Genomic DNA, 22,294 nt, shown 5'->3' on the forward strand with positions numbered 1-22,294 from the left:
AGGGAATTCATGGAGCTTGATTTAATTTGCGCTGAATTAAAAAAAGGAGCGGCACAACTTGCGCTTCATACAGAGCTTCAGAAAAACAATGCGTTAAAATGTGTTTCCGAGGCAATTTTAAAAAATAAGCAGGAAATTCTAAACGCAAACCAAATTGACGTGGAAAACGCACGTGCAAAAGGAACTTCGGAATCCCTTGTTGAACGCCTGGCTCTAAATGAAAAAAAGTTCAATGATATTCTGGACGGAATCAAAATTGTAATTCAGCAAAAAGATCCTGTTGGCAAAATTGTTGACGGATGGAAAGCTCCGAACGGAATGGAAATCCGTCAAATAAGAGTTCCGCTTGGAGTCGCAGCAATTATTTACGAAAGCCGCCCGAACGTTACAGCGGATGCGTTTGCACTTGCCTACAAAAGTGGAAATTCTATTCTTTTGCGCGGTTCTTCTTCTGCGCTGAATTCAAACAAAGCCGTAGTAAAGGCAATCAAAGATGGACTAAAAAATGCTGGAAAAGATGGCGTTGAGTCAGCGTTGTATTTGTGTGAATCCGGCAATCATTCCGAAGTAAACGAAATTCTCAATGCAGTCGGAAAAATCGATGTAGTTCTTCCGCGCGGTTCTGCAAAACTTATAAATCTTGTTGTTGAAAATGCGAAAGTTCCGGTAATTCAGACTGGAGCCGGAGTCTGCCACCTTTATGTTGACGAAAGCGCAAATCTTGAGAATGCGGCTAAAATTGCACAGAATTCCAAAATGCAGCGTCCGGGAGCTTGCAACGCAATTGAAACAGTTCTTGTAAATAAAAAAATTTTAAAAGAATTTCTTGTGCTTCTTGCAAAGGAATTTGATGAAAAAGTTCAAATCCGCGCAGACAAGGAATGTTATTCTGTTCTGCAAAATGCCGGCTACAAAAATTTAAATGAAGCAACTGATTCCGACTTTGGCTTTGAATTCCTTGACTTTATTGTTGCCGTCCGCCAAGTTGAATCCACAGAGCAGGCAATTGAATTTATAAACGCCCACAACACCAAGCACAGCGAATGCATTGCCACAAACGACAGAAGCCACGCGCTTATGTTCCAGCAGCAAATTGACGCAGCCTGCATCTACGTGAATGCAAGCACAAGATTTACAGACGGCGGAGTTTTCGGTTTTGGAGCAGAGCTTGGAATCAGCACGCAAAAACTTCATGCCAGAGGTCCTATGGGAGCCGAAGCCTTGACCACAACAAAATTCCTAATCGATGGAAACGGCCAGATTAGATAAAAACAACTGAAAATTTTCGGCGAGAATTTATTAAAAACACGCCGTACTTTTTAAATTTCACGCCGAGAATTTTAGAAAACCCGGTGTGTGTTTTTTTAGATTACCACGCTTATTTTAAATGACCTTTTTTCTTTCATACAAAAAAAGACCGCCTTTTCAGACGGTCTTCTGTTTTTTGTCATTACCGTAATTGATACTGCGATGTTTCTGGAAGAAACTCAGTCAACAATCCAGCTTGTTTTAAACTATTCAATATCTGCGTTGACTGTTTTTTCCATCACAATCGGTTTTCCGGCGGCAACAAGATTTTTTCCGGCGGCTTGTGCCATTTTGTTTACAATCTTGTATTCAACTTTGCAGAACTTGTCTATGTCGATTTTTGCAGGCTTTTCTGAAGGCTCAAAACCTTCAAGAACAACTTGAGTTCCAGGAGCAGCCCAAGGAGCTGTCAAAAGCTCAACTTTTTCAACGCCGTCTTCCACATAGTCAGAGGCAAGCAGCATTCCACGGCTTTCAACGCCCTTCATTTTTCTTGGGGCAAGGTTGGCGGCAATAATAACGTGTTTTCCCAAAAGCTCCTCTTCCTTTAAATAAGGACGCAATCCAGACTGAATAATGCGCTCTGTTCCGCTTCCGTCGTCAAGATGCTCAATGTAAAGCTTGTCGCCCTGCGGATTTGTTTCCACGCTCAAAATTTTTGCAACTTTAAGCTCAATGTGCTTGTTAAAATATTCAACCGGGTCAATTTTCGGCGCGGCAGATTCAGGCTTAGGCTCTTCTTTTGACTGAACGTTCTGGCTGTGCTCTTTAGGTTCTGTCGCCATAAGATATTCAAGGTCAATTTCTCCGGCAACACAAGGAACTCCAACCTGCCAGTTTTCAAGAATCTGCGGATGAATTTCTCCAAAAATTCCAGCCTGCTTTCCGTTTACCATAATTCCAGCCTGACGTCCCGGAATAAAGCGCGGATCATTTGTTTCATGAACTTCATATTTATGGTCTAGGTAATAAAGGATTGTGCTTACTTCGCTTGCAGCCTCGTTGAAGTTTGCATTGTTGGAAGCAGTAAGAAATCCAAGGCTCTGAATTGTCTTTGTGCCGGTATTTTCAGTTTCATCGATGAATGCGATTTTTCCGACTTCAAAAATTTTGTGAGGATAAACTGCGTTTCCGCTCTGGGCTTCGGCTTCAAAAAGAGAAGCGATAATCGACGGACGGATAAACTGATAATTTTCACTCATCGGATTTGCAATTTCAATTACATTTTTTCCATCGATTCCCATATTGTCGATATAAGTTTTCTTTGAGCCAAGGTAATTGAAAATCATTTCCTGATAGCCGATTCCAGCCATTATGTTTTTTACTTTGCGGCTATAAACGGTAATTGGCAAAAGACGTCCGATTGTAAAGTCGTTCGGCTTTTCAGGCTTAAAGAAATCAAGTCCTTTTCCAATCATAACATCTTCAATAACATCAACTTCGTGCAAAAAGTCGTTGCGGTAAGGAGCTGGATGCACAACAAAAACAGTTTCGCCGTTTTCATTTAAAACATCAACTTTGCTTCCCATGCGCACAAGAGCATCTTTCACTTCATCTTCGGAAAGAGAACTGCCAAGCTTTTTGTTTATTGCGGAAAGGCGGGCTTTTGTTGTCTGCTGGAAATAATAAGGAATGACGACATCGTTTCCAAATCCAGTGTCATATTCGTGGTGAACTTTTACAGGAAGAATTTCATAGCCTGCATCTGCAAAATCACAGGCAACAATGTTCGCTGCAAGCATCAAGTCTTTCATGTCAATGCCGGTAAGCTCAACCATCAAGTCCTTGTCGCCAACTTCAATCTGTCCCAAAGTCGCACTATTGATTATAGGGCTCATGCTCATAATTTCGCCGGAATCGTCCTGCAAAACCGGATATTTTTCAAAGTCTTTTAAAATCCAACCGTATTCTTTTCCTTTTGGATGATTTTCAAGAATTTCACGGCAAGTCTGTTTTTCTTCACCCTGAAGCGGAACAAAGCTCACCTTGTCTGGATCTGCCGCAATAAAATGAACCGGCCACTTTAAATTTTCGGCGCGGTAAACGCCCATTGAAATTGTTTTTCTTTTGCGTCCAAAGTTCCAGGCAAGTTTTTCCTGAGTCTGCATAATGTCAATAAGCATTGCGTTGTCTATAGGTTTTCCGCTTATAACAAAAGAAACCATAAACGGCCTGATATGCCTTAAAGCCGGATCAACAACAGCAAGACGGTTTCCTGTGTCTTTTAGGTTGCCTTCATACGACATGAATTTGCTGTAGTCTGAATGACCTTTTCCTTCATGCTCGCGAAGACATCTTGCAACTCCTCCGGCAGACCACAAGTCAGGACGATTTGTGTCGTTCAGCTCAATTTTTATAACACGCTCATTTTCCGGAGCAGATTCATCAGGCTTTTCATCAAGTTCGGCTTTTGCAAATGTAAGCTTCTTTTCAAAAGTATCCCAGTCGTATTTAGTTCCAAGCAAATTAAAAAAAAGTTTTTCGTTGACTTCAATCTTAGGCATGGTTTCCTCTATTAAATAGTGTGCATAGATTATATTACAACAATGGCAAAACTGCAATTAGGGGAACGAAGACATGCAGGGCAAACGCATTATAAATAATTTAAGTAAAGTTTGCGCGAAGGAACGGTTTCTGGGGCAAAAACACTCTGATTGCTGCGACCGCGTGAGCGGGCAATTCTATAGTTACTTTGCAACAATCAGAGGATGTCCAATAAGTTCTGAATGTCATTGCTGAACAATTTCTAAATGATTGTAATATATGCATTTAGAATTTCGGGTCAAGTCTATAAAAGCCTATAAATGACAAAAAAGATACTTATTGGACATCCCCATTATTGCGCGATTTTGAACCAGAAAACCGTGTCTGGGAGCCAGTTTTATGCTGAATACATTTATAATGCGTTTGCCCTGCGAAGACATGTAATTTTCAAATTACAGCTTCAAAAAAACATACCGGTAGAATGTCTGTACTATCTGCTTATCATAGTAACCATCTCGAATTTCATAGACACTCAAAGACTTATCGTGATATCCGAGCAAATCATTATAAAATATCGGAATTATCCCCTAACACACTCTTAGTTATTAAAAAAAACAAGAAATATTACAAACGACAAAACTATATTTCTTGTTTTTTTATTATATGCTAAAATTCAAAATCTTTCCATATTAAATCAAAAAAATGTTCATCATAAAAATCAATGTAATTTTTTTTACACCTCATTAAATTTATCCTTTTAAGAGGCTTTCTGTATCATATTGACAAATAACTTATAAATGCTTAATATTATACAAAAAGCGAGAACATTTGTTCCCTTTGTTAATAAATATCAGATTGCCGTTTCCCAAAAGTATCTGATAATCCGTTTCAAAAGCCTTTCTTTCGCCAAAAAGAAAGGCTTTATCTTTATACTATACATTTCAAGGATTTAAATCAATATTGAATTATGCCGCAAATATCCCCTGCTTTAACAGTACATCAAATGAGCTTGTTCCGTTGTTCTGCCGGAAACAGAATTCGTTTACATATTCCTGCAAGTAGTCTACAGAAACGTGATGATAAATTCCGAGAATTCCACGCTTCAACAGTGCCCAGAACGATTCAATTCCGTTTGTATGAAGTCCGTTGCCGAGGCTGTAAATGCTTTCTAAATGATTTACGCTGATTCTGTAGTAGTTGTTTTTATTTGTGTTTTTATGGTTCATAAAATTGTAGCCTCTAAAATCATCGGTCAGAACCGTTGCGTCTTTCTTGCATACGCTGTCAAGAATATTGAAAAGCTGCTTTCCTGTAAGTTTCTTGCCTTCTTCGTTTGGAAGTGCTACCTTTGCGAATACGTGGCTTGAACTTCTTTCTTTTACACCTACAACAGGAGTTTTTTTAGTTCCACGTCCACGCTTTGAAGGCTCTGTTTCGCCGTTCATTTTTCTAGGTTTACCGCCGATATATGTTTCGTCAATTTCGACCATTGCTTCAAATGCTTTTGACATATCAGTGTTTCCCATTGCAGAGCGTATCTGCTTGAGCATTCTCCACGCTGTTTTATATGTTACGCCGATTTCACGCTGTAACTGCAAGCCGGAAATTCCTTTTTTAGAATTCAAAAATAAATGGATTGCATAGAACCATTTACGCAGGTCTGTTGATGACTTTTCAAAGATTGTGTTTTTGAATGGTGAGAATGTATTATTGCAGTTATGGCAGTTACAAAGTTTTAGATTGTCATTTCTGTGCTGAACACGAACTTTTGAACCGCAGTGAGGGCATATAAGAACATCGTTATATCTGATTTTGAGAAAGTATTTTATAACGGCTTTTTCAGTCGGAAACTTTATCATAAAATCAAAGAATGTCATATATGCCTCCTGCTTTTTAGTTTTTCAAAACAGAATCAATAATCAACCTGCTTACTGTTTTATTCTGTTCTTTTGCTTTTTGTTTTATTGCCATTTCCTCAGATTCAAGGCAGGAAATGACAATCCGTCCGTTTTTATATCCTGTATTATTTGTTGTGCTTCCTTTTTTTCTGCCTGCTCCGGCTCTTGTTCCGCCGTGCTGTGTTGTTTTTTCCATAAAATCACCTACATTATAAACCTTAACGCAATATCCAAAACTTGAAGAATTAAAATTGCTATCAGTATTTTTTCCATTCTGTTCATTATTGACACTCCTATATAATTTGATTATTTTTAAACCGTTCATAGATATTGGCGGTATCTATGAACGGTGGAAAACTAAGCAGACAGCTTAGAAACCAGGTCAAGTATGAACTTTAGAAGTTCTAGCAGAAAAACCAGCAAGGCGATTTTGTCTGCTCTTGACCACAGTTTTTTCTTTTTTCGTTTCACATTTCTATTACCTCCTGATGTTTATAATATAATACATCTTGATTATTATGTCAATAAAAATCAAATAAAAATGTAAAAAAAAATATGAAAATTTGTCGAATTTTATGTTATATTAAGAGTGTATGAGGGGATAATTCCGTAAAATATTGTTAGATGGAATTTCACTACTGTCCAAAATAAATTAAGTACTTTTTAAAGTCTGTAATCCGTGATAAGATTTTATCACCAAACAAAAATTTATCACATAAGGAATTACAGACATGAACAAGTATAACACATTGCCCGCTCAAAGCTGACAACCCTTGACCAGACAATCCGTTTTACCGGAGCGCAGACAGCCGTAAAATGTCCGTTTCCTCTGCGGATTATAAAATCAAAAGACGAAGCCACCGGGAACGAAATCACAATTCTCACGAATATCTTCGACCGCACGGCCTACCATATCGCGAGACTTTACAGGGCAAGATGGAACATCGAAATCTTCTTCAAGACCATCAAGCAGAATCTCAGGATCAAGAAGTTCTACGGAAAAACAGAGAACGCCGTGAAGACCCAGATCTGGATTGCACTTATAATTTATCTTCTGTATCTGAAACTGCGCCAGATGAGCAGGAATGCCGCCAAGAATTTCACGCATTTTGTCTGCGAGCTTTCCGTATGCCTTTTCCAGCGCAAGGATTTGTTCGGATGGTTCGCCGGAATCCCTCCTGGGAAACCCCCGGCCGTAAACTGTTTACAGCCGGAGCTGGACTTATCACGTATGTTTTTTAAAAATTCTTTTTTTAAGAAGATTTAATTTATATATTTCTTTTTACTTTAATTATTTTTATTGTATCTTTGCCAATTAAAAACAAAATAAAATATACTGAAACGAGTTGGATTGTTTTTGATTTTATAATGCTCCTGAAAAGTGTATGTATGATATATATGATGAAAATGGCAGAATAATTGGTGTAAGCAAACTGTACAGACGTAGATAAAGCAGAGAATTGGACTATATATTGTATAGAGAAAATCAAAGAATATAATAATTCCAAATTCCCACATCCCATTCTGCCTGTGCATATTGCCCCAGCCTGATTGTGCTTACGCCCCAGACAGACTGTATAGCCACTACAGACAAGCTGTATAACAAGCCCGGACAAACTGTAGCGTAAGGCATAGTAGCCTGTACCTTTAGAAATCATATACAATTACTACAGTGTTAAGCACCATAATCTAGTCACATTGCTTTGTGAATCTAATTTGATTTTTTTTGAAGTCTAGTTAGGTTTGGAATTGAGCGCGCAGGATATAAACTCAAACTGATATTTAAAACACGAATGCTCCAAGCACCATGCATAAATTCTAAGCATATAAAGCTAAAAGGTCAAGATTATTTTTTAGCTATTAACTAAATCACCAGGCCATTGTATAATTCATTGCATACAAAAAGATAAAACAAGAGGTATTGCAAAATGCCAGGAGAGAACAAAACGCTGACCCCGACATGGATAGCGTATGTGGACGGGGCGAGGCTGGGCTGGAAACACGAGGGCGCGCTAAAATCCATCAGAATCCACGACGGGCTGAACTCAATCGGGACGGCGAGCCTCGTCTTCGACCTGCCCGCCACCGACTTTGACAATGATGATGTATTCTCCGAGGGGAGCGAGGTCTCAGTCCATCTCGGCTACAAAGACGATGTCGAGGAAGTTTTCTCAGGCGAGGTAACGGGCTTCGTGCCGCGGTTCGGTGAGTACGGCGCACCCCAGATGGAAGTCCAAATAGAAACAAAACTGCACAGGCTGGACAAAGGCATACGCGCAAAGGCATTTGAAAGCAAGACAACAGCCCAGATTATAAAAGAAATCATCACAAATCATAATCTGAAAGCCGAGGTCGAGGAATTCGGCCCGAAGCACGATTACACGGAGCAGCGGAACATTACGGACTACGACTACATCACCCTGCTCGCATACAGGTACGGGAAGGCGGTCTGGTGCCAGGGCAGCACGGTTCATGTAAAGACGGAGATAACGCCGAGCGACGACGATGTAATCCTCGAACGGGGGAAGAGCATAATCAGCGCGAGGACAAGGACGAGCATAGCAAAGCAGCTTTCGGCAGCGGCCTGCACTGGCTGGAGCATCATGGACTGCCGTGGCTTCGCGGCGACGGCTACGATGAAGGACATCCCGCTCAGAATCGGCGGCGAATACTCATGGGAGGACAACTCGAAGGGCTACGACCCGAAGCGGACGGAGCAGATTACAACCGAGGAGATTCTGGACGAGGAAGACGCGGCGGCAGTCGCAAAGGCGTACATCCAGAACCGCTCGTTCAAGTTCCAGAGCTGCGACATAAAGACACAGGGGAACTACCGCATAAAGCCGGGCAACCGCCTCACGGTGAAATATGTCGGGAAGCAGAGCGACGGCGAGTACCTGATTGAGAGCGTGGAGCACACGCTAGACATGCAGGGCGGATTCATAACGAGATGCCACCTGATAAGGAATTTCTGCGAGGTGTGCAACAGGAGCGGAACGGCGAGCAAGATAGACAGGGAGCGGGCGGACAACCAGATTAACGGCACACAGGGAGAGAACGCTACGGCAGCTTCTGCGGGTGGTAGCCAGGTGGAAAATCAAGATGATTCAGAAAACGCTCCTGCTGAAAAGAACCCTACAATAACAAATCCGCATTGGGAAGACGCTGACGGTCAGACAATTACAAAAGCACTTGTCGGCGATGAAGTTTACCTTTGCGCTGATGTAACGGACATTGACGACGGGGCGACAGCAACAATCAGAATCGTTGAGAAAGATGACGACGGAAATGACGATGATTTAACAGTTCTCACCGACAAAGTACAGGACGGAAAAATTCGTTGTGATTGGAAAGTCGTTTACATGGAGGACAACGACGACACCGAAAGCCAGAAAGAGATTGAAGAAAAAGGCTACACTCTGCCCGAATATGCGTTTACTGTTGAGTGCGATGGAGTGGAAAGTGATGAAAGCCCACAGCTGGATGTAAGGGGATGGATAAAATTTCAATTAAAGGAAACTGAATCTGATAGAATATTTTCAAATGTTCCTGTGAGAATTCTAAAAGAAGACGGCACAATCATAAAATGTAAAAGCGATGAAAATGGGTATGTATATTTAAAGGATTTATTATTTGGCAAATATTCTATTGAACTGGATGCTAATTAAAAATTTGAGAGGAACTCAAAATGACTGTAGTTTTACGTATGAATATAGAATTTGTTGTTTATGTTGCTTTTAAGGGAGTAATTAATGATACTGATGATTATGTTATTTTGCGGTTGGAAGACAGAGAAGCTGACTATAACCTGCACAATGTAGTTATTGCTCCTCATAGCAAACTAAGAGGAAAATTTGACGGAGCTATATTTAAAGACGGAACGATAGTAAAAGTATCAGCGCACGCTCCTGCCTGGGTAAGTTTCAAATTATGGCGAAATAAAAAGGGCGAAGTTGAATACAGAATTACAGATATTGTTAGCCGTGTTGTTGATGTGACATGTAATATGATAAAGTATATCGAGAATAATATTTGGGATAAAAACAAAGATTATTCAAAGGTATACCTAAACCAGAATCTGCCTGGCGCTGAATTAGAAAGCTGGTGGGAATCTGCTATGAAAGACTTAAAAAACTCTTTGGATTGGAAAAAATCTTTTAAATTAGAAAATCAGAAGCAATTAAGAGAAAAACTTGCAAAAACCTTATGACAATACTTACATATCTAAATCTTTTTTTTATAGTTCTAATATTTCATTTTTGTTCAGATAATTATTCAGCTGAAACAAGGGACTCCATTGTTAATGAATTTTCTAGTAATAAAAATGTCGTATCTGTAAATCATTATTATGATACAGAGGATTGGAAAAATGTAATGGATTTTGATGTTACGCTAAAAAATGGTGTTCGTATGTATATTGCAGGTTGTCAATATGATAAAAACAATGATTTAATTTATGAGTCTGTGTATCATATAAATGGATGGTATCTTTTAGAAATAATTCATTATGGAACAGAGGATAAATACGATTCAAGTTCAGCCAACAAGAGAGAAATCGAGCTGATGGGAAAATCTGTAAAATACTTGCTTGACAATTATCAAGAACTTTTTGATTTTTATATGAATGTCCCAGAATTTGATCCTGCTCCATATAAAACCCTCAAAGAAACTTTTTATAATGCACCAAAAAAGTGTATGTATGATATATATGATGAAAATGGCAGAATAATTGGTGTAAGCAAACTGTACAGACGTAGATAAATCAGAGAATTGGACTATATATTGTATGGAGAAAATCAAAGAATATAATAATTCCAAATTCCCACATCCCATTCTGCCTGTGCATATTGCCCCAGCCTGATTGTGCTTACGCCCCAGACAGACTGTATAGCCACTACAGACAAGCTGTATAACAAGCCCGGACAAACTGTAGCGTAAGGCATAGTAGCCTGTACCTTTAGAAATCATATACAATTACTACAGTGTTAAGCACCATAATCTAGTCACATTGCTTTGTGAATCTAATTTGATTTTTTTTGAAGTCTAGTTAGGTTTGGAATTGAGCGCGCAGGATATAAACTCAAACTGATATTTAAAACACGAATGCTCCAAGCACCATGCATAAATTCTAAGCATATAAAGCTAAAAGGTCAAGATTATTTTTTAGCTATTAACTAAATCACCAGGCCATTGTATAATTCATTGCATACAAAAAGATAAAACAAGAGGTATTGCAAAATGCCAGGAGAGAACAAAACGCTGACCCCGACATGGATAGCGTATGTGGACGGGGCGAGGCTGGGCTGGAAACACGAGGGCGCGCTAAAATCCATCAGAATCCACGACGGGCTGAACTCAATCGGGACGGCGAGCCTCGTCTTCGACCTGCCCGCCACCGACTTTGACAATGATGATGTATTCTCCGAGGGGAGCGAGGTCTCAGTCCATCTCGGCTACAAAGACGATGTCGAGGAAGTTTTCTCAGGCGAGGTAACGGGCTTCGTGCCGCGGTTCGGTGAGTACGGCGCACCCCAGATGGAAGTCCAAATAGAAACAAAACTGCACAGGCTGGACAAAGGCATACGCGCAAAGGCATTTGAAAGCAAGACAACAGCCCAGATTATAAAAGAAATCATCACAAATCATAATCTGAAAGCCGAGGTCGAGGAATTCGGCCCGAAGCACAACTACACGGAGCAAAGGAACATCACTGACTATGACTACATCACTCAGCTCGCCTGCAAGTACGGGAAGGCGGTCTGGTGTCAGGGCAGCACTGTTTATGTAAAAACTGAAATAACGCCGAGCGATGACGACGTAATCCTCGAATGGGGAAAGTCGATAATCAGCGCGAGGGCAAAGACGAGCATGACAAAGCAGCTTTCTGCGGCGACCTGCACTGGCTGGAGCATCATGGACTGCCGTGGCTTCGCGGCGACGGCTACGATGAAGGACATCCCGCTCAAAATCGGGGGCGAATACTCGTGGGAGGACAACTCGAAGGGCTACGACCCGAAGAAAATCGAGCAGATTACCACCGAAGAAATTATTGACGAGGAAGATGCGGCGGCGGTCGCCAAAGCCTACATACAGAACCGCTCGTTCAAGTTCCAGAGCTGCGACATAAAGACACAGGGAAACTATCACATAAAGCCGGGCAACCGCCTCACGGTGAAATATATCGGCAAGCAGAGCGACGGCGAATATTTGATTGAGAGCGTAGAGCATACGCTTGACATTCAGGAAGGCTTCATAACGAGATGCCATCTGATAAGGAATTTCTGCGAGGTGAACGACAGGAGCGGAACGGCGAGCGAGATAGACAGTGAGCGGGCGGACAACCAGATTAACGGCACACAGGAAGGAAATGTTTCGGCGGTCTCCAGCCCGTCAAGCAGAAGCCAAAGCGAAAATCAGGGCGAGTCAGAAAATATATCTAATGAAAAGAGCCCGAAAATCTCAAACCCGCGCTGGGAAGATGAAAACGGCAAGACAATAACAAAAGCCCTGGTCGGCGATGAGGTGTATCTTTGCGCCGATGTAACGGACATAGCCGACGGAGCGACAGCAACAATCAGAATTATAGAAAAAGACAATGATGGCAATGACGATGATTTGACGAGTCTCACCGACAAAGTACAGGACGGAAAAATCCGTTGTGATTGGAAAGTCATCTACACAGAGGACAATGACGACACAGACAGCCAGAAAGAAATGGAGGAGAAAGGCTACACCTTGCCCGAATACGCGTTCACGGTAGAGGTAATGGTACAGAGAGCGAGGAAAGCGGGCAACTGGATGTTATGGGATGGATAAAAAAACAAATTGTTTATAGATATACAAATAAACCAATGATAAATCTTCCTTATAAATTATTTACAACCAATGGAAAACTTGTTTCTGAAGGTAAATCTGATAATTTTGGATATATTTCTGTTGAAAATATTAAAATAGGTAGATATAAATTGTGTCTTGGAGAAAATGATGGACTATGAATATTTTATTGATACTATGGATGCAACTCCTTTAGTAGTCGAGCCTGATAATCACAAAAAAGTTATTGTTGGTGTTTCTGTGAAACAAGAGGGAATTGATTTTATAGGACAGCATTCTTTTATAATGTTTATAGATGAAAATAGCCCTAAAAAATCAATTATGTTAGATGCTTCCGGTCATTATGGCGAAGGACGGTCATCTGATGTCATCGATGGTTACCAGATTCCGATAACAATTAGCTCGTATTTGAAATACTGGGATAGCCTAGAATATTTATATACATTTGAGTTAAATATAAAAAATTCTGATGAAGAAAAAATAAAGCAACTTATCACAGAAATTGAAGGAAGGCATTGGTTTGCATGTACGGACATAGCCTCTTCCCTATTATTGGAAACTGGTTTATTTAATGGGCTAAAACATAGGCAATTGCCAAAAAAGTTTTTAAAAGACTTAATAAAATACTCTAAAGCTCACCCTGGTAGCATGATAATAAAAAAATTTGATATGAAAACTGACACAGAGATTCCCTATGAAGAATAAAAAACTTAATGAATCAATAATTTTTTTTTCGTTTTATTTATTAAACATTTTTCTAATACGGTTTTTGTTTTTTACAAGTCCTAATTTTAATGAAATTCATATTTGCAGCATATTTATAGGATTGCTGCTAAGTTTTTATTTTATGTTTAATTTTAAAAGAAAAGTAATATTCTTGACTTTTCCTCTCTATTATTTAATATGCTGTATGCTTTGCGTTGTGTTTGTGCAGGTATGGAGTTTAAATTTTCAAAAGCCTTATGAAAATTTTTATGGTATTCTAAAATCACTAATCCATAATATAATAGCAATATTAATTTTTACCCTTCCATTTGTCATTGTTTCGACTTTTGAGAAATTTGTTTTATTGAAAATAATAAGGAAGTTTTTTATATAAATAATTTATCAGAAAACAATTAATTAAAAAAGATGATTTTCAATAATTCTGAATCTATTATTAATACAGCAAAAAATATAGGTGTGTGTAACAGTAAAATCTTTGAGCCGAAACCCATTTAAAAGAGGTGAGCCTGAAGAAAATACAAAATTAGCTATTTTGATTGTTGAAAATGGGATTAAGAATGAAAATGGGGAAGATTAGAAATTATATTCAATTACGATTAATATCTATTGCACTATTAATCTCAACATTAATAGCTGACTATTTTTTTTGTAGTATTCTTGATAAATGGTTTGAGTTATGTCTTATTTTTAGTTTATTTACTTTATCAATATTTTTAACAAATTGTTGCATACTTTTTTGCTATTTAAATATTTTATTTTCAATTTCTTTTACACTATTGCTATTTTTCATTTCACGTGTGTTTTTTAAGAATTCTTCTTTTAAGGAAGATTTAATTTATTTATTTATTTTTACTTTGATTGCTTTTATTGTATCCTTACCAATCAAAAACAAAATAAAATATACAGAAGCGAGTTGGATTGTTTTTGATTTTATAATCTTATTTCTAGGAATAAGTTTTTATATTGGTCTAAGTTTATATACAAACTTTAGATTATTAAAATTCTACCATTTTTATTCTAAAAAAAGTTTCATTAAAATGTTTAAAAATTTAGAAAACATCTCAAAGAATAAGTTGATAGTCAATGTGGAGGAGTTCGGCCCTGAATACAATTATATCGAGCAGAAAAATTTCACGGACTATGGCTACATCATGTACTTGGCGGGAAAATATGGAAAGACAGTCTACTGCCAAGGAAACACTGTCCATGTAAAGACAGAGATAACGCCGAGCGACGACGATGTAATCCTCGAACGGGGGAAGAGCATAATCAGCGCGAGGACAAGGACGAGCATAGCAAAGCAGCTTTCGGCAGCGGCCTGCACTGGCTGGAGCATCATGGACTGCCGTGGCTTCGCGGCGACGGCTACGATGAAGGACATCCCGCTCAGAATCGGCGGCGAATACTCATGGGAGGACAACTCGAAGGGCTACGACCCGAAGCGGACGGAGCAGATTACAACCGAGGAGATTCTGGACGAGGAAGACGCGGCGGCAGTCGCAAAGGCGTACATCCAGAACCGCTCGTTCAAGTTCCAGAGCTGCGACATAAAGACACAGGGGAACTACCGCATAAAGCCGGGCAACCGCCTCACGGTGAAATATGTCGGGAAGCAGAGCGACGGCGAGTACCTGATTGAGAGCGTGGAGCACACGCTAGACATGCAGGGCGGATTCATAACGAGATGCCACCTGATAAGGAACTTCTGCGAGGTGTGCAACAGGAGCGGAACGGCGAGCAAGATAGACAGGGAGCGGGCGGACAACCAGATTAACGGCACACAGGAAGGAAATGTTTCGGCGGTCTCCAGCCCGTCAAGCAGAAGCCAAAGCGAAAATCAGGGCGAGTCAGAAAATATATCTAATGAAAAGAGCCCGAAAATCTCAAACCCGCGCTGGGAAGATGAAAACGGCAGGACAATTGCAAAAGCTCTGGTCGGCGATGAGGTGTATCTTTGCGCTGATGTAACGAACATCGCAGACGGAGCGACAGCAAAAATCAAAGTCATTGAAAAAGACGACGACGGCAACGATGATTTTGTCGCGGAGCTGAGCACGTCTGTACAGGAAGGAAAAATCCGTTGTGATTGGAAAGTCATATACACAGAGGACACTGACGACACAGACAGCCAGAAAGAAATTGAAGAAAAAGGCTACACCTTGCCTGAATATGCATTTACTGTTGAATGCGATGGTGTTGAGAGCGAAGAGTCCGGGCAGCTGGATGTTATGGGATGGATTAAGACACAATTTAATGATAAGAAAACAGGAAAACCTTTGGCAAATCGAAAATACAATATTTATCTTTTTGATGGATCCATAATAAATGGTACAACTGATAATGAAGGTTATATCGATCTGAAAGACTTAAAATTCGGAAAGTATATTATTTGTCTATAATTGGTGGAGTAAAAAATGAGTGAAATTGAAGAAACATCAAAAGTGATTAATGATGATATTGGAAGTTGGTATTTTGGCTATACGCTTTTAAAATCAACAAAGCTAGATATAACAAATTATCGAATATTTAAATTAACATCTTGGATTAAAAAAAGAAATCAAATAAATGAAATAATAAAAAAAGGAAAATCTATTATTATAGCAAAAAATGAAATTGATATAGCCTTGATTTTAGGATTAGAAACTGATGTTACAAATGAAGAAAAGTCAGAAGATATAGATAACAGTTTTTCATATATACAAATTAATAATACTCCTGAATATTTATATGGAACTACTCATAGACCTGGTCTAAAAAATGATAAAGAATTAGCTGATGATATGATTATTGGTGATAAATCTGAAAGTTATTTTAATAATATAAAAGATAAGAAAGGTAAAGATATTGATTTTTCATCAATTTTAAAACATAAAACAGAACCAGATAAACTTTTTAAAATTATGAAAAGTAATTTAAATAATTTTTCTATGTTTGAATTAGATGATGTATTATCTGAATGGATAGATTTTTTCAAACGAAAGGTTCTTGTTTCATATGGTCAAGATTTTACATTTAGAAAAAAAGAGAATTCAAATTTAACGCAGAAAATAAAAGAACATGAAAAAACAAAGGATATGATTAAAAGAATAAAAGATATCTTAGAAAAAGAATTAACCAAAAAAGATGTAAAAGGTGATATTTATCAATTACTATTGGAAATAAAGAAAAATAAAAATAATGCTTTCTATAAAGAATTGCATTGGGGAACTAACCTTGAAAACGATAGAACTCCAAATTATAGTACAAACACAGATTCTTTAATGGGGTTAAGAATTCTGATAAATGATGTCTGGGGATATGATATTGAAATTGAAAAATACAAAATTGAAGATTCAGAGATATCAGGAACATTAATAATAAAATTTTTTGATAATTTCGGATTAGATGACGACGATATTAGTAAATTTGGAAATAAATTAAATGGAGATGGTTTTAAGGCCTGGTATTTTATTCAACATTATAATGGCTTTACGAAAGTTGAGGGATTTGGCAAAACATGCTATCAACCATTTATTACGCAAGCAACTGTAAAAGAGGAATTTTGTTTTAAATATGAATAATAAACATACAATGATTATAACAATAATTGCATTTATTGTGTCTGCTACTTTTATATCTGCTTTCATAATATTAATTAAAACTGTAAATGTTTTTAAATCTCCCTCTGAAATTAAGTACAAAATTGAATATATAGACGTTGAAAAATCAAAAATTTGGATGATGGAAAATCAACAAAAGGATTATGATAAAAAAACACATGATAAGAAAATATATTTCTTTATGTCAGATAATATTATAAATAATGAAACGGAAATTTTTAATAAGCTGTCTAATAAGTTTAATTTTCCTAAGAATCAAACTTATTATATCTATGTGTACAAAAAATCAAGAAAACTACCAAAATTTTGGACTCCAGATGAAAATAAATTTGTCTTTGATATAATTGATATGCATGAAAATGATTTATATATGATACTTGAATGTGAAAATGATTTATTTACAAATATTTATAATTTGAAAATTGATAATGTATACGATGATAAATGGAAAAATTCATTATAATATACCAGCTGAGGTATTTAAGAACAATTTAGGCGCACTGTCAAAATGATATTGAGTATCAGGCCGACAACCATTTCGGTAAAAAAATCAATACAAATGCGGGAACTTATGTTTTAGATGATAATTATCTTGCAAAAGTAAAAGAAGTAACTGAATATAATACTGATATGGAAAAAAGAAAAAAAAAGTTCTTAAGCGAAGAAAAAAATCTTACAGGTATTATAAAAAAAATTCAAAGCAATGGTGTTCTGCAAAACGAATATAAATTATATTGGTATTCAACTATTGGATTAAGTAGAACTCTAAAAAATAGCTTGTTGGAAAATGCATGGAATTTTGATCCAAACAAAGACAAGCTTACAGCGGAAGAACAAAATCAGCTTGATGTTTATGCAGGATTGAACACTTTCATTATAAGAAGCGATGTAATAGTTGAAGTTAATAACATAAAAATCAAGACAAATTGTAATGGATTAAAATTTGAAAGCGTCAACAGATTTAACATAGAAAGTATAAATGTATCAATAAAGTCATGGAAGAACACTATTTTCGATTATTATGATTTTAACAGAAATATCGGATTTTTCTTGCTAAATCCAGATTATGGAAATAAAGAAGGGGTATATCCAAATAAAGTAAAACTAACGCCTTTAGATATTAGACATAATCTTTTGGTAAATATGACTAAAGAAATCCCACCTTTGGCACGTGAATTTTATATTTATAAGGAATTCTATGAAAATAATCAAAATCTGCTTGTTAAAAACTATGGCATAAAATGGAGGGAGGCATGAAAAGGAAGCTAATTATGTTTATTCTAGCTACCATCTTTATTGCTGTCTCAATTTCGAGAGCATCGAAAATAGATAGAATGCAAAAAATAGTTGATGTTGCTATTGGTAAATACCATACGCTATGCTTGTTTGAGGATGGCAGAATTCTTGCATTTGGAGACAATGAAAATGGAGAACTTGGTCTAGGTGAGTTTTTTTTAGGAGAAAGATACGTTTCTCCTTTTTATATACAAGCCCCAATAAAGTTTGTGTCAATAGCATCTGGTTATTTCCACAGCCTTGCAGTTTCAGAAGATGGAACTTTATGGGGTTGGGGAGACAACAGCAGCTGTCAATTAATAAATTCAGAAAGAAATTTTTCTAAATCATGTACTGAATCTGAATACAACATTCCAGTCATAATAGACAGTGAAAAAGATTGGAGAAAGGTATTTGCAGACGGGTTCGATTCGTTTGGATTAAAGAAGGACGGCACTTTGTGGAGAATTTCAGACATGTGTCAAATAGAAAATCCAAAAGGTCGTAAATGGAAAAATGTAATCGTTCAGGCAGATGGCGGTGGAGATGACTATAAATTGTATGTAATGCTAGAAGACAAGAATGGTGAAATATTTACATACGGGACATGTAATGAAGAAAGAAATATGCTTTCCTGTTTCTCGGTATGGAGTAGTAAAAAAGACGGCTTGAAGATTCTTTTGCCTCTTGAAACACCTCCGGAAATTTCAGATCTATGGATGAATGATTTTTCTGGTGTATTTAGAAAGAGAAATGAAATTCATATTTGGGGTATGATTGCAACAGAAGAAAATGAAATAAAAGAAAAATTTAAATCTATGTTTTCAGATATTAGAAAATCCGAAGAAATCTTTGCAGATTGGATGTTTAAGAGTAAAAAGAAGGTAAAAATAAAAAAAATAAAAAAAATAATATCAGGAAATTTTATGTGGAGTTTTGCTTGTATAGGCGGTGCAGAATTTAATTATTCCTATACTGCATGCCTTCGAAATGACGGAAAATTGATTGTCTGGTCAAATGGCAAGACTTATACTAGCGATTCTTCTCTTAAAATACGGGATATTTGGGGAAACAATGGAATTTTTGCTCAAGCGAAAGATGGCAAAATTTATGTAACGGGCTACAATTTATTTAACAGATTGGGAGTTGATAAATCTCAAGAAGAGTTTCTTTTTCTTGAGCTATTTGATTTTTAATGATATATAAGGTCTGGCAGCTCAGCTCCAGCAGTTTCACAGACGAGAAGGACGCCATGGAAGTGGCAAGGAGCGTTCTTCTGGTCAGGTCATTGCAGTTCCAGAGCTGCGAGGCAAAGACGGAAGGAAACTGCCGCATAAGGCCGGGCAACCGCCTCACGGTGAAATACCTTGGAAAGCACAGCGACGGCGAGTATCTTGTCTACTCTGTCGAGCATAGCCTCAGCGCACAGGACGGATACTTCACAACGTGCCATCTTAAAAGGAACTTCTGCGGAGTAAGCAACAACAGAAGCATCAGCGCAATCGACAGGGAGCGGATAGACAGACAGAGCTCAAATGCACAGGAAGAGACCGCAGCGGCAACCTCTGCAAGTGGAAACCAGACAGAAAGTCAGAACGACACAGAAGAAAGCAACGCAGAAGAAAAGAGCCCGAAAATTTCAAACCCGCACTGGGAAGATGAAAACGGCAAAACACTTACAAAAGCCCTGATCGGCGATGAAGTCTTCCTTTGCGCCGATGTAACGGACATTGCCGACGGAGCGACAGCAACAATCAGAATCGTTGAGAAGGACAACGACGGAAATGACGATGATTTAACAGTTCTCACCGACAAAGTACAGGACGGAAAAATTCGTTGTGATTGGAAAGTCGTTTACATGGAGGACAACGACGACACCGAAAGCCAGAAAGAGATGGAAGAAAAAGGCTACACTCTGCCCGAATATGCGTTTACTGTTGAGTGCGATGGAGTGGAAAGTGATGAAAGCCCACAGCTGGATGTAATGGGGTGGATTAAGACACAATTTAGGGATAGAAGAACTGGGAAGCTGATAGCCAATAGAAAATATACGATTTATCTATCAGATGACACAATAAAAAAAGGTACTACCGATTCAGATGGCTTTGTCTATGAAAAAGATTTGAAGCATGGTGAATACTATATAGAATTTGGAGAATAGATTATGTCTGATATAAAAGTAAAAGATGAAATTGTAGTTAATAAAACTGGTGTTTGGTATTTCGCTGCAGAAATATTAAAGAAATACGGAATAAAAAATACAGGAGGCAACCAATATGTGGTAATGTGCTGGCTAAAGAATAACAACGGTCTTGTAATAAAAAATGATTTCATACAAAGAAACTCTAAAGTAAAAGTTCCATTCTCTAAAATTGATGTTTTACAGATATTTTGCAAAAAATTAAGACTGAATAAAAATGCTTCAGAATATTTTGATTTAATGGAATGCGACCACGAAGTTGACGGGGCAATTGAAGTTGCAAAATACATTGTTGAAGAAATAAAAACTAACGGAATTATCCCCTAACACACTCTTAGTTATTAAAAAAAACAAGAAATATTACAAACGACAAAACTATATTTCTTGTTTTTTTATTATATGCTAAAATTCAAAATCTTTCCATATTAAATCAAAAAAATGTTCATCATAAAAATCAATGTAATTTTTTTTACACCTCATTAAATTTATCCTTTTAAGAGGCTTTCTGTATCATATTGACAAATAACTTATAAATGCTTAATATTATACAAAAAGCGAGAACATTTGTTCCCTTTGTTAATAAATATCAGATTGCCGTTTCCCAAAAGTATCTGATAATCCGTTTCAAAAGCCTTTCTTTCGCCAAAAAGAAAGGCTTTATCTTTATACTATACATTTCAAGGATTTAAATCAATATTGAATTATGCCGCAAATATCCCCTGCTTTAACAGTACATCAAATGAGCTTGTTCCGTTGTTCTGCCGGAAACAGAATTCGTTTACATATTCCTGCAAGTAGTCTACAGAAACGTGATGATAAATTCCGAGAATTCCACGCTTCAACAGTGCCCAGAACGATTCAATTCCGTTTGTATGAAGTCCGTTGCCGAGGCTGTAAATGCTTTCTAAATGATTTACGCTGATTCTGTAGTAGTTGTTTTTATTTGTGTTTTTATGGTTCATAAAATTGTAGCCTCTAAAATCATCGGTCAGAACCGTTGCGTCTTTCTTGCATACGCTGTCAAGAATATTGAAAAGCTGCTTTCCTGTAAGTTTCTTGCCTTCTTCGTTTGGAAGTGCTACCTTTGCGAATACGTGGCTTGAACTTCTTTCTTTTACACCTACAACAGGAGTTTTTTTAGTTCCACGTCCACGCTTTGAAGGCTCTGTTTCGCCGTTCATTTTTCTAGGTTTACCGCCGATATATGTTTCGTCAATTTCGACCATTGCTTCAAATGCTTTTGACATATCAGTGTTTCCCATTGCAGAGCGTATCTGCTTGAGCATTCTCCACGCTGTTTTATATGTTACGCCGATTTCACGCTGTAACTGCAAGCCGGAAATTCCTTTTTTAGAATTCAAAAATAAATGGATTGCATAGAACCATTTACGCAGGTCTGTTGATGACTTTTCAAAGATTGTGTTTTTGAATGGTGAGAATGTATTATTGCAGTTATGGCAGTTACAAAGTTTTAGATTGTCATTTCTGTGCTGAACACGAACTTTTGAACCGCAGTGAGGGCATATAAGAACATCGTTATATCTGATTTTGAGAAAGTATTTTATAACGGCTTTTTCAGTCGGAAACTTTATCATAAAATCAAAGAATGTCATATATGCCTCCTGCTTTTTAGTTTTTCAAAACAGAATCAATAATCAACCTGCTTACTGTTTTATTCTGTTCTTTTGCTTTTTGTTTTATTGCCATTTCCTCAGATTCAAGGCAGGAAATGACAATCCGTCCGTTTTTATATCCTGTATTATTTGTTGTGCTTCCTTTTTTTCTGCCTGCTCCGGCTCTTGTTCCGCCGTGCTGTGTTGTTTTTTCCATAAAATCACCTACATTATAAACCTTAACGCAATATCCAAAACTTGAAGAATTAAAATTGCTATCAGTATTTTTTCCATTCTGTTCATTATTGACACTCCTATATAATTTGATTATTTTTAAACCGTTCATAGATATTGGCG

20 protein-coding genes are annotated in these 22,294 nt (G+C 37.5%); 15 read left to right on the forward strand and 5 right to left on the reverse strand.

Going from position 1 to position 22,294, the window contains the following annotated elements; all coding sequences use genetic code 11:
- The first annotated feature begins 9 nt into the window (after positions 1–9).
- Positions 10–1,269, forward strand: coding sequence for a glutamate-5-semialdehyde dehydrogenase (locus tag TRESU_RS01340; protein ID WP_013700531.1), 1,260 nt, complete (start codon positions 10–12; stop codon positions 1,267–1,269).
- A gap of 245 nt (positions 1,270–1,514) precedes the next feature.
- Here TRESU_RS01340 and pheT read toward each other — a convergent pair whose 3' ends face one another.
- From pheT to TRESU_RS01355, 3 genes are all read right to left on the reverse strand, one after another.
- Entirely contained in the window at positions 1,515–3,812 is a 2,298-nt protein-coding gene (gene pheT, locus TRESU_RS01345; RefSeq protein WP_013700532.1) for a phenylalanine--tRNA ligase subunit beta, read from the reverse strand.
- Positions 3,813–4,757: 945 nt separating this feature from the next.
- Entirely contained in the window at positions 4,758–5,669 is a 912-nt protein-coding gene (locus TRESU_RS01350; RefSeq protein WP_013700533.1) for an IS1595 family transposase, read from the reverse strand.
- A 16-nt stretch (positions 5,670–5,685) separates the two neighbouring features.
- Positions 5,686–6,015 (reverse strand): hypothetical protein, encoded by a 330-nt coding sequence (locus TRESU_RS01355; RefSeq protein WP_013700534.1) that lies wholly within the window; start codon positions 6,013–6,015, stop codon positions 5,686–5,688.
- 513 nt (positions 6,016–6,528) lie between these two features.
- On the opposite strand from TRESU_RS01355, the gene TRESU_RS15885 reads away from it, so the two are divergent.
- The 14 genes from TRESU_RS15885 (at position 6,529) to TRESU_RS01430 (ending at position 20,651) form a co-directional block, all read left to right on the forward strand.
- A complete protein-coding gene (locus TRESU_RS15885; RefSeq protein WP_425358553.1) occupies positions 6,529–6,957 on the forward strand; it encodes a transposase in 429 nt (142 codons plus the stop codon).
- Positions 6,958–7,663: 706 nt separating this feature from the next.
- Entirely contained in the window at positions 7,664–9,358 is a 1,695-nt protein-coding gene (locus TRESU_RS01365) for a phage late control D family protein (protein WP_245535684.1), read from the forward strand.
- A gap of 20 nt (positions 9,359–9,378) precedes the next feature.
- On the forward strand, positions 9,379–9,900 hold the full coding sequence (locus TRESU_RS01370; RefSeq protein ID WP_013700537.1) for a hypothetical protein: 522 nt from the start codon (positions 9,379–9,381) through the stop codon (positions 9,898–9,900).
- A 164-nt stretch (positions 9,901–10,064) separates the two neighbouring features.
- On the forward strand, positions 10,065–10,451 hold the full coding sequence (locus tag TRESU_RS01375; RefSeq protein ID WP_148228228.1) for a hypothetical protein: 387 nt from the start codon (positions 10,065–10,067) through the stop codon (positions 10,449–10,451).
- 522 nt (positions 10,452–10,973) lie between these two features.
- Complete coding sequence (locus TRESU_RS01380) at positions 10,974–12,506, forward strand: phage late control D family protein (RefSeq protein ID WP_245535685.1); 1,533 nt, start codon at positions 10,974–10,976, stop codon at positions 12,504–12,506.
- A complete protein-coding gene (locus TRESU_RS15425) occupies positions 12,494–12,685 on the forward strand; it encodes a hypothetical protein (RefSeq protein WP_013700541.1) in 192 nt (63 codons plus the stop codon). Before TRESU_RS01380 ends, TRESU_RS15425 begins: the two co-directional genes overlap by 13 nt.
- The gene (locus TRESU_RS01390; RefSeq protein WP_013700542.1) at positions 12,675–13,229 is read left to right on the forward strand and encodes a hypothetical protein; all 555 of its coding nucleotides are present in this window, start codon (positions 12,675–12,677) and stop codon (positions 13,227–13,229) included. The genes TRESU_RS15425 and TRESU_RS01390 overlap by 11 nt, the downstream gene beginning before the upstream one ends.
- 1,058 nt (positions 13,230–14,287) lie before the next feature.
- Positions 14,288–15,649 (forward strand): SpaA isopeptide-forming pilin-related protein, encoded by a 1,362-nt coding sequence (locus tag TRESU_RS15430; RefSeq protein WP_245535686.1) that lies wholly within the window; start codon positions 14,288–14,290, stop codon positions 15,647–15,649.
- Between the two features lie 15 nt (positions 15,650–15,664).
- The gene (locus tag TRESU_RS01405; protein ID WP_013700545.1) at positions 15,665–16,810 is read left to right on the forward strand and encodes a DUF3289 family protein; all 1,146 of its coding nucleotides are present in this window, start codon (positions 15,665–15,667) and stop codon (positions 16,808–16,810) included.
- A 10-nt stretch (positions 16,811–16,820) separates the two neighbouring features.
- Entirely contained in the window at positions 16,821–17,312 is a 492-nt protein-coding gene (locus TRESU_RS01410; RefSeq protein ID WP_148228230.1) for a hypothetical protein, read from the forward strand.
- Positions 17,313–17,479: 167 nt separating this feature from the next.
- Positions 17,480–18,106, forward strand: coding sequence for a hypothetical protein (locus tag TRESU_RS01415; RefSeq protein ID WP_013700547.1), 627 nt, complete (start codon positions 17,480–17,482; stop codon positions 18,104–18,106).
- Positions 18,103–19,320 (forward strand): RCC1 domain-containing protein, encoded by a 1,218-nt coding sequence (locus TRESU_RS01420; RefSeq protein WP_013700548.1) that lies wholly within the window; start codon positions 18,103–18,105, stop codon positions 19,318–19,320. Before TRESU_RS01415 ends, TRESU_RS01420 begins: the two co-directional genes overlap by 4 nt.
- A gap of 56 nt (positions 19,321–19,376) precedes the next feature.
- Positions 19,377–20,285, forward strand: coding sequence for a prealbumin-like fold domain-containing protein (locus TRESU_RS01425; protein WP_245535687.1), 909 nt, complete (start codon positions 19,377–19,379; stop codon positions 20,283–20,285).
- A 3-nt stretch (positions 20,286–20,288) separates the two neighbouring features.
- Positions 20,289–20,651, forward strand: coding sequence for a hypothetical protein (locus TRESU_RS01430; protein ID WP_013700550.1), 363 nt, complete (start codon positions 20,289–20,291; stop codon positions 20,649–20,651).
- A 374-nt stretch (positions 20,652–21,025) separates the two neighbouring features.
- Here TRESU_RS01430 and TRESU_RS01435 read toward each other — a convergent pair whose 3' ends face one another.
- Positions 21,026–21,937, reverse strand: a complete 912-nt coding sequence (locus tag TRESU_RS01435) for an IS1595 family transposase (protein WP_013700533.1) — start codon at positions 21,935–21,937, stop codon at positions 21,026–21,028.
- A 16-nt stretch (positions 21,938–21,953) separates the two neighbouring features.
- The gene (locus TRESU_RS01440; RefSeq protein WP_013700534.1) at positions 21,954–22,283 is read right to left on the reverse strand and encodes a hypothetical protein; all 330 of its coding nucleotides are present in this window, start codon (positions 22,281–22,283) and stop codon (positions 21,954–21,956) included.
- Between the last annotated feature and the right edge of the window lie 11 nt (positions 22,284–22,294).

The organism is Treponema succinifaciens DSM 2489 (assembly GCF_000195275.1).
GTDB lineage: Bacteria > Spirochaetota > Spirochaetia > Treponematales > Treponemataceae > Treponema_D > Treponema_D succinifaciens.

Coding starts and splice junctions, on each gene's coding strand:
- TRESU_RS01340 (WP_013700531.1), top strand. CDS start 10: ATGGAGCTTGATTTAATTTGCGCTGAATTAAAAAAAGGAGCGGCACAA.
- pheT (WP_013700532.1), bottom strand. CDS start 3,812: ATGCCTAAGATTGAAGTCAACGAAAAACTTTTTTTTAATTTGCTTGGA.
- TRESU_RS01350 (WP_013700533.1), bottom strand. CDS start 5,669: ATGACATTCTTTGATTTTATGATAAAGTTTCCGACTGAAAAAGCCGTT.
- TRESU_RS01355 (WP_013700534.1), bottom strand. CDS start 6,015: ATGAACGGTTTAAAAATAATCAAATTATATAGGAGTGTCAATAATGAA.
- TRESU_RS01370 (WP_013700537.1), top strand. CDS start 9,379: ATGACTGTAGTTTTACGTATGAATATAGAATTTGTTGTTTATGTTGCT.
- TRESU_RS01375 (WP_148228228.1), top strand. CDS start 10,065: ATGGATTTTGATGTTACGCTAAAAAATGGTGTTCGTATGTATATTGCA.
- TRESU_RS15425 (WP_013700541.1), top strand. CDS start 12,494: ATGGGATGGATAAAAAAACAAATTGTTTATAGATATACAAATAAACCA.
- TRESU_RS01390 (WP_013700542.1), top strand. CDS start 12,675: ATGGACTATGAATATTTTATTGATACTATGGATGCAACTCCTTTAGTA.
- TRESU_RS15430 (WP_245535686.1), top strand. CDS start 14,288: ATGTTTAAAAATTTAGAAAACATCTCAAAGAATAAGTTGATAGTCAAT.
- TRESU_RS01405 (WP_013700545.1), top strand. CDS start 15,665: ATGAGTGAAATTGAAGAAACATCAAAAGTGATTAATGATGATATTGGA.
- TRESU_RS01410 (WP_148228230.1), top strand. CDS start 16,821: ATGATTATAACAATAATTGCATTTATTGTGTCTGCTACTTTTATATCT.
- TRESU_RS01415 (WP_013700547.1), top strand. CDS start 17,480: ATGGAAAAAAGAAAAAAAAAGTTCTTAAGCGAAGAAAAAAATCTTACA.
- TRESU_RS01420 (WP_013700548.1), top strand. CDS start 18,103: ATGAAAAGGAAGCTAATTATGTTTATTCTAGCTACCATCTTTATTGCT.
- TRESU_RS01425 (WP_245535687.1), top strand. CDS start 19,377: ATGGAAGTGGCAAGGAGCGTTCTTCTGGTCAGGTCATTGCAGTTCCAG.
- TRESU_RS01430 (WP_013700550.1), top strand. CDS start 20,289: ATGTCTGATATAAAAGTAAAAGATGAAATTGTAGTTAATAAAACTGGT.
- TRESU_RS01435 (WP_013700533.1), bottom strand. CDS start 21,937: ATGACATTCTTTGATTTTATGATAAAGTTTCCGACTGAAAAAGCCGTT.
- TRESU_RS01440 (WP_013700534.1), bottom strand. CDS start 22,283: ATGAACGGTTTAAAAATAATCAAATTATATAGGAGTGTCAATAATGAA.